Here is a 7,144-nt window from a genome sequence, read left to right on the forward strand (position 1 = left end):
GCCATGTACATCAGGGGCAGGATCATGGTTGGGTCTCCTTGGTAGGAGCTGGGTCCGGTATCGTCTGATACGCGACGATCTCGGTGCCGAAGTCCTTGCTAGTGAAGTTGAACTGCCCGAAGGGCCATCGGTACTCGAAGGGTCCTGTCCGCGCGCAGCCGGCAAGCACGCTGCCGCAGCGCAGGCGTACGTCGATCCATTCAGACCCTGGGTCTTCGTCGTGCTCGGCTTCGAGCCAGTATCCCTTGAGCTGCTCCACGGCCTGGACCACTTCAGTGATCTCAAATTCGCGCCGGTGCGGCCCTACGATGCAATGGATGCGGTGAATACCTTGCTCCCAGCGATCCTTGCGGACTAGAGCACCGTCGGCGCGGAACTCGTAGTCCTCAACCTTGGCGTCTCGAAACTCGGGACGCCTGAAATCCTGCTCGGTAACTGGCCTTCTCACAGCTGATACCTCTCATCAATCCAGCGCCCAGGCGCCATAGCGGGTGTAGGTTCGGGTTGTATTTCGTGCGGGGAGAGCTGGCGCTGGTTGTCGGCCTGCAGCTGGCTGTCGGGGATGCAACTGATGCCGACGCCATTCAATGCGTAGCAAGTGTTACCCTTCGCCTTGTCATCCAAGATGATGAAGGCCGTTCCAATTCGAGCAACCTCAAATCTTTCGTTTGAGGTGGCATCTGTTGGCGACATAGCAGCCGCATTTTCCTTGGCGTCCGGCATTTCGCATCCGGCCAGGGTGGCCAGCAGCAGGAGGCAGAGGGCGAGGCGGGTCATGTGGTGAGCTCCAGTTGTGGTGCGACCTTGGCAGACAGTTCAGCGACGACGATGGCGTACGCCTCGGGGTGCTGCTTGTCGAACGGCGGCATGTTCTCGGTTTCGATCCAGGTACCGCGCACTGAGCCGCGCGCGAGCCAGCCAGGATCGTTGCCTTTGGGTCGCGTCCAGGCTGTCGGGCTGATGCCCAACTCCTGGATCTGCTTTGCCGCGATGTAGCCCTGCGAGCGCATCAAGGCGATCACCCGCAGCGCAGCTTCCTTCCAGGGCGTGAGGCTCACCGGCGAGGGGACGCCGGCCTGATGCGCACCAACCACCATTGGCACTCGGCATCGCTCTGCCGGGTTCCAGTCGAAAAGGTGCAGGTACTCTTCGTTGACGAAGAACGACATCCAATCCCGGTTATTCAAGCAGCGGATATCGAACTCCCAACTGGACTTGTCGCCGCCGCGATGCATCCAGCGGGGGAGCAAGACCGGAACACCGAGCAGGCCCAACATACGGCTGATTCCGTGACTGGCATCGCTGGCCTTGCCGACGATCACCAGGCGATGGTCAGGGCCTGGGCGACCGTAGAAGTTCTCGTAGTCCTTCGGCAGGATCTGGTCGGCCACCTTCGCATTGAGGGTCATCTTCGCCTCGATGCCGATCTGCCGACCGCTGGTGTGCACAGCGAGGATGTCGAAGCCTGCAGCCTCGGGGTAGCAAGTCCAATCGGCCTGCTTGTTCATCGACTGGATGAAAGCCGCGCACAGTTCGGCCTCCGTCTTGATCGGTGTCCTTTCGAGCATGTCGATTCCTTGGCCGCCATATCGCGGCAGTGAATAGAGGGGAGAGGGGTTACAGATAGGAGAAGGGCTGGCTACCAAAGGAAATGTCGAGCTTCCCTTTTGTCTTGCATTTCGGGCACGGATCAGTTCCAAGGGTAAATTGCCCAGGCTCTTTAACCCCGGTTTCCTTCCACCCACAGGCCCTGCATTTGATGGTGTATTTCGTAGGGCCTTTAGAGTTTCCTATGCTCAGCATGGCTTTCGTCTCCAACGCTTTGCCCAAAAGGGTGTCGTTTCCGGTGTTTTACGCTTCTTACTCCGAGGGCCTTCCAGCCCGTGAGGTAATATCAGGACCGTCCCCTCGCCTAGAAACTCTACTTCACCCTCAAGCGAAAGAATCTGCACCCCACCATCTACCTGGTCCATGAACTTCCTAAGGTCAGCAAACGTATACCTTCCAGCGGGAATACGTACTGTGCTCATGGCTTGCGCCCCAGGGCGGCGCGGGCCTCGTCGTAATACGAAGCCTCAACGTACTCAGTACCGGTATCGAAATCTGGATCGGGTCCGTCATCTAATGGGACGAGGGCGAAACCTTCGTTGTAGATGCTGACATACTTGAACCTACGTACAGTTCGGCTCTCATCGATCTCAACCGGTGCTATCGTCTCAGAATGCAGTGCGCCGCGTAGTGCAGTAGCCATAGCGGCGCACCAGTTCGAAGTTCCGTGCAGCATCGCCTTATGATCGACCTGCTCATAGGCTTGCATCATGGTCTTCATGTTGATCGGGTGAATGACAGGTGCGCTCGGCTCTGCGCTTTCAGATTTAAACCCGCACCAACTGCATTGGGTGCAACCCTCAGGGTGCGTGCAGATTCGTTCGTTCGGCTCTGCGCTGGCGGATTCGGTCCTAAAGAATGGACGGATAACAAAAGCCCCATCTTTTCCACCGAACAGGAAGACGGGATTGCTTGGGTCAAGGGGACCAACGTCTGCGCCACCGACTGGCCATGGATGGAAAGATATTATTGATCCACCAGCTATTGCCTTCAGGACGTTGAAGAACTCATCGCGCACCTTCTCTTCGGCTTGATCTCTCCACTTTGCGTATCGCTTGCGCCGCTCAATCTCTTCAGCTCGATCCTGGGCAAGCGCCTCCATCGCGTTGCATTTTGAGATTTCAGCACCTAGCTGACTGCGCAAGTCTCCGACCTCCTCACGCAGCCGCTCAACCTCGCCAGGAACGGCTGGCGCTGGGCAGATGTAGAGCGGAAGCGACTGGCCGGGATACTTATCGGCAAGCTGTTCGCACACCTTCGTGTCGAGCTGCACGTCCACGTCGCCAACCTCGCGCCCATCGAAGTACTCGTCGATCAGGAGCGTGCCCACCGGCTCACCCTGCACCGGACGGATGTACAGCGGCCCCAGCTTGGCGATTTCGTCGAGGCATGCGTTCCAGCCTTCTGCGCGGTAAGGGCCACCGGGCGTCGCCCATTCTTCGACAGCTTCTTTCCGCTCAGGCAACGCCACCGGCTCGCCCTGTTGCTGCAGGGTGGAAATGGACTTGAACTGTCGCAGCAGCTGAGCAGCATCGTTCATGAATTCGAGCGCGCTATCGCCTGCATAAGCCTCTTCAAGCGATTCGATGGTTGCTTGCACGCTGACCATCTCTGTGTTGCTGGATCGGTTTTCTGTGGGCATGGGATATCTCGCTGGATCGTCTACAGTTGAGCGATCAGTCAAAGGGGGTGGGTATGGTGTGTTTGATCTGCGATGGCCCAGCTGCAACCGTTGATTCGCTGGGCGATTACGAGGAGCGGGCGTGCGGCGATTGCGGACATTACCGCGTCACTAGGACCGCCATGATGCTCTTGGAAAGCAATGGCTGGCGCTTCGATGTTGAGCTGACTAGGAACTGGATTGTATCGAGGCAAGGAACCGGCGAGATTCCGACAATCAACTCCAATTGGGCGAGCGTCATGATTGCGCAGTAGCGTCTCTATGCAGCTTTCAGTAGCGCTTCGATTACCCTCTGCCCGGCCAGCGGCGGTACCGCATTGCCGGCCATGTGCATGGTCAGCCGGTGGTTGTCCGGGCGCAGGGTGTCAGCAGGGAACGACATAGCGGCCAGGGCCTCGCTGGCGCTGAGCATCCGCATGCGGCCGCCGTCGACCAGTGCCCAGCGGTCCAGGGTGGTGATGGTGCCGATCGGCCGGTTGATGTCGCGGCCGGTCGTGCCGGAGCCTTTGCCGTAGTAGGGCATGACGAATCGGTCGCCGAAGCGCTGGCGCCCGTTGCGCACCCTGTCGAGCGTGGCCTGGGCACGGCCTGGCTTCTCGATCTGCGACCAGCGCCCGGCATCGAAGTCGAGGAAGCTGGCGGCGGCTACGTGCTGTTCCTGCGGCAGCTGTAGCATCAGCGGGGCCTTGCTGCGGGTCAGGACCATGAACAGGCGTACCCGGTGCTGCGGCACGCCCAGGTCAGCGCAGTCCACGATGTGCGGCGCTGCCTGATAACCCAGCGCCTGGATGGCTTGCAGCCAAGCCGGGTAGAGCACCCAGTCGGTGAACTCCGGTACGTTCTCGATGATTGCCGCCTGCGGCCGGTGAAACTCAAGGGCTGCCACCGGCGCCCAGGCCGTTGAGCGCGAAGCGTCGTGCTCCGGGTTGCCTGACTTCTTGCCGCGGGCCTTGGCGTGACCCTGGCAGCAGGGCGAGGCGAGCAGGATGTCGTGCGTCGGCACTTGCTCCCAGCGAGCCTGATGCAGGTCCTGGCATACGTGGTCTGTGTCGGGATGATTGGCCGAGTGCCACTTCACGGCCTCTGGCCAGTGGTTTGCCGCCCAGAGAACCTGGACGCCTGCGGCGCGCGCGCCGGTGCTCCATCCGCCGAGGCCGGCGAACAGGTCGATTGCTGTTGTCACGTTGTGGTCCTTGCGTGCAGGCGCCGCCCTCGCCGGGGAGGCGTTATCGTTGAATAGGGGAAGGCGCTGGCGGGCAGCGCGGGAGGGTCAGGCGGCCGCGCGAACCTTAAAGCTCAGCATGGCGGTCGCGTCGTCGTTGAAGCACTCGGCCAGTTCTTGGTACGCCCGATACTTGGCCTGGCTTCGGGTAGCTGCCCAGATTCGCCGCACGTAGTGGCGGGCATCGCCCAGCATGTACTTCACGTCGTCCCAGTCGTACATGCCGTTGGTGAGCACTTCCCACTGCTTGAGTGGCAGCTTTTCGGCCATCTCGCCGTACTGCATTTCCCAGGTGGGGTGGTAGTTGCGGATGCGCTTCTTCGGGTCGCTGTCGAGGATGACGCCGATGTACTGGCCTCGGTCGGCCATGATCACGCCGGGCGCGCCGTTGGCTATAACTCGACGCCCGACCTCGGCAGGTACGCCGTAGTGCTCGCGCACGTATGCGCAGTTGTAGTTGCTCATGGCTTTCTCCATGCATGCGCCGCCCTCCGTGGCCGGATGCGGCATGGTGGCAATATGATTTTAAATTTGGTTAAATCACCGAGCCGGTGAGGGGCCCTCTCCCCTCATAATCCGGCACGAAGGCATCTGCATTGCAGATGCCTTTTTTGTTTGTGCTCACCGAGACTGGGTGAGATTGGCCTAGTGGCAATTTGGTTGGGGATGGGGTATTACGGGTGACCGGCATGGGCCGGGCCATGGAGGTGCTGGATTGAAGAGGTTTCTGGTATTGGCAGCGCTGCTGCTTCCGTTTGGAGCTCAAGCTGAATCTGTAGAGGACAAGTATCCAGGCGATTGGAACTGGGAATACAACACCGCAATCTCCTCGTCGTTGGCTCAAGCCAAGGTAAAGGGCTGCGGCATCATCAGATACAGAGTCAGCAGGGATAGCAGTAGCGAATTCCTGGTTTACTGCTCAAACGACAATGAGAACTGGAAGGCCTACCTAGTCTGGCCGAACATCAACAAAGTTCTTGGGCCATACCAGCCAGACCCATCATTGCCTTAGGTTGGATAACCTCATCCCCAGGATCCTGCTGAATCATCAGCATGCTCTTCCGGTCGAAGGCCAGGGCCAGGCGCGGTGAGATGCTGATCTCATGGCGCGGCGGGGTGAGGAATTTCGCCGCGTGCAGCCTGCCTAGGGCGTGAATGCCGTGGATCAGCGCCTCGATCATCTGGCTATGGGTGGCGTCAGCCCATCCGCAAATCGCCCGCAGGTGCTGGCCTGTTCGCTTCCTGGCTGAAAGCCTCAGTGACTCGTTACGCGCCACAGAGCGGTGAGCTTCTATTTCGTGGCGCGCGATCCTGAACAGAGCGTGATGCCCAAGCGCTTCGATGTGATGAATCATCAGCGTCATCGCCTCGCCCTGTTCCTCGATCCCGGCCCACTCCATCAGTTCCAGCAGGGCCTGTTTAGTCCCTGGTCGAACCTTCAAGCGCAGGTCTTCTTCCTGCAGGCGCTCGGCTTTCTCGCGCCGGCGCTTGTCGCGCTCTGCCTGGTCCATCGCCATACGGCACCTCCTTCAATCCGCTGGGCGGCAAGTTGAACTGGTCACGCCGCCTTGATCTTTGCAGCGCGCTTCGGATTTTTCTGCTCAATCTCAAGATCCATGTCGTTCCAGCCGGCGAAGAACCATGAGCCGTGGAACGTGTGAGAAGCGAAGGGGTTGGCCAGCTTGCCGCCACCGTTGCGGCGGCATTCCCGGCCAAGGTAGTAGACGCTGGGATGCTCGCCGCAATCGCTCATGGCTATGCACCTGCCAGGTTGTGGAGCGGGGCGAACGGGATGTCGTCGTCGAAGTTATCCGGCGGCGCCGACTGCTGGCTCTGTTGCCCGTAGTTGTCATTCGCGTTGTAGTTATGCTGCCGGCTAGGCTGCTGACGCTGGCGCCTTTGCTGTTGAGGCTGGCGCTGTTGCTGCTGGCCACCGCCTTGATTGTCCGGGCGGCCGCCGAGCAGCTGCATGGTGCCGTTGATGTCGACGTGCACCTCGGTGCTGTACCGCTTGATGCCGTCCTTCTCCCACTCGCGGGTCCGCAGCTTGCCCTCGATGTAGATCTGCGAGCCCTTGCGGGCATACTCGCCGGCGATCTCGGCGACCTTGCCGAATAGCACGACGCGATGCCACTCGGTGCGCTCGACCTTCTGTCCTGAGCGCTTGTCCGTCCACTGCTCGCTGGTTGCCAGGCTGATGTTGGTCACGGCGTTGCCGTTGGGCAGGTAGCGGACCTCGGGGTCCTGGCCGCAAGTGCCGACCAGGATGGCTTTGTTTACTCCACGGGCCATGAGGCCTCCTATGCTGCAATGCCGAGAACGCGGTTCATGCGCTCGTCGAGGATTTCGTAAAAGGTCTTCACTCGCTCCGAGAGCTTGCGGATCATCGCCTCGTCCCGGTAGGCCCGCCTCACGAACAGCGGCATGCCCGGCCAGTAGCAGATGAAGTCGATCCACTCGCGCTCCGATACCCACAGGCCGCCCTGGCACTGGGCGACATGCTCTTTCGGGATCTCGCCACCCAGGATCACGTCGACCTGCAGCTTCGGCAGCTTGGTCTTGATCTCGGTCAGGCCCTTGTCGCCAACCAGGGCGTCCGGCGAGTAGCCAATGCCGTGATTGAGGATGATCCC

General features: G+C 60.3%; 9 protein-coding genes and 1 pseudogene. All 10 read right to left on the bottom strand.

Annotation, left to right across the window (positions count from 1 at the left end):
* Positions 1-22: 22 nt before the first annotated feature.
* On the bottom strand, positions 23-448 hold the full coding sequence (locus tag HMPREF3173_RS10150; protein WP_070572832.1) for a hypothetical protein: 426 nt from the start codon (positions 446-448) through the stop codon (positions 23-25).
* Positions 445-777 carry a hypothetical protein gene (locus HMPREF3173_RS23890; RefSeq protein ID WP_083299986.1) on the bottom strand — a complete coding sequence of 111 codons (333 nt, stop codon included), beginning with the start codon at positions 775-777 and terminating at the stop codon, positions 445-447. Before HMPREF3173_RS23890 ends, HMPREF3173_RS10150 begins: the two co-directional genes overlap by 4 nt.
* Positions 774-1,568, bottom strand: a complete 795-nt coding sequence (locus HMPREF3173_RS10160; RefSeq protein ID WP_070572834.1) for a hypothetical protein — start codon at positions 1,566-1,568, stop codon at positions 774-776. The genes HMPREF3173_RS23890 and HMPREF3173_RS10160 overlap by 4 nt, the downstream gene beginning before the upstream one ends.
* A gap of 458 nt (positions 1,569-2,026) precedes the next feature.
* On the bottom strand, positions 2,027-3,250 hold the full coding sequence (locus HMPREF3173_RS10165) for a hypothetical protein (protein ID WP_139146833.1): 1,224 nt from the start codon (positions 3,248-3,250) through the stop codon (positions 2,027-2,029).
* Positions 3,251-3,548: 298 nt separating this feature from the next.
* Positions 3,549-4,472 (bottom strand): DNA cytosine methyltransferase, encoded by a 924-nt coding sequence (locus HMPREF3173_RS10175; protein ID WP_070572840.1) that lies wholly within the window; start codon positions 4,470-4,472, stop codon positions 3,549-3,551.
* An 87-nt stretch (positions 4,473-4,559) separates the two neighbouring features.
* Entirely contained in the window at positions 4,560-4,976 is a 417-nt protein-coding gene (locus tag HMPREF3173_RS10180; protein WP_070572842.1) for a hypothetical protein, read from the bottom strand.
* A 500-nt stretch (positions 4,977-5,476) separates the two neighbouring features.
* Positions 5,477-6,028 (bottom strand): hypothetical protein, encoded by a 552-nt coding sequence (locus HMPREF3173_RS10185; RefSeq protein ID WP_070572844.1) that lies wholly within the window; start codon positions 6,026-6,028, stop codon positions 5,477-5,479.
* A 41-nt stretch (positions 6,029-6,069) separates the two neighbouring features.
* Complete coding sequence (locus tag HMPREF3173_RS10190; protein WP_070572847.1) at positions 6,070-6,264, bottom strand: hypothetical protein; 195 nt, start codon at positions 6,262-6,264, stop codon at positions 6,070-6,072.
* Between the two features lie 2 nt (positions 6,265-6,266).
* Entirely contained in the window at positions 6,267-6,803 is a 537-nt protein-coding gene (locus HMPREF3173_RS10195; protein ID WP_070572849.1) for a single-stranded DNA-binding protein, read from the bottom strand.
* A gap of 8 nt (positions 6,804-6,811) precedes the next feature.
* A pseudogene (locus HMPREF3173_RS24945) lies at positions 6,812-7,144 on the bottom strand (exonuclease); the annotation flags it as partial.

The sequence above is a fragment of the Pseudomonas sp. HMSC08G10 genome (assembly GCF_001808425.1).
GTDB lineage: Bacteria > Pseudomonadota > Gammaproteobacteria > Pseudomonadales > Pseudomonadaceae > Aquipseudomonas > Aquipseudomonas guariconensis.

Excerpts from the sequence above, each read along its gene's own strand:
- HMPREF3173_RS10185 (WP_070572844.1), bottom strand. The coding sequence starts at position 6,028 with ATGGCGATGGACCAGGCAGAGCGCGACAAGCGCCGGCGCGAGAAAGCC.
- HMPREF3173_RS10160 (WP_070572834.1), bottom strand. The coding sequence starts at position 1,568 with ATGCTCGAAAGGACACCGATCAAGACGGAGGCCGAACTGTGCGCGGCT.
- HMPREF3173_RS10180 (WP_070572842.1), bottom strand. The coding sequence starts at position 4,976 with ATGAGCAACTACAACTGCGCATACGTGCGCGAGCACTACGGCGTACCT.
- HMPREF3173_RS10190 (WP_070572847.1), bottom strand. The coding sequence starts at position 6,264 with ATGAGCGATTGCGGCGAGCATCCCAGCGTCTACTACCTTGGCCGGGAA.
- HMPREF3173_RS10165 (WP_139146833.1), bottom strand. The coding sequence starts at position 3,250 with ATGCCCACAGAAAACCGATCCAGCAACACAGAGATGGTCAGCGTGCAA.
- HMPREF3173_RS23890 (WP_083299986.1), bottom strand. The coding sequence starts at position 777 with ATGACCCGCCTCGCCCTCTGCCTCCTGCTGCTGGCCACCCTGGCCGGA.
- HMPREF3173_RS10195 (WP_070572849.1), bottom strand. The coding sequence starts at position 6,803 with ATGGCCCGTGGAGTAAACAAAGCCATCCTGGTCGGCACTTGCGGCCAG.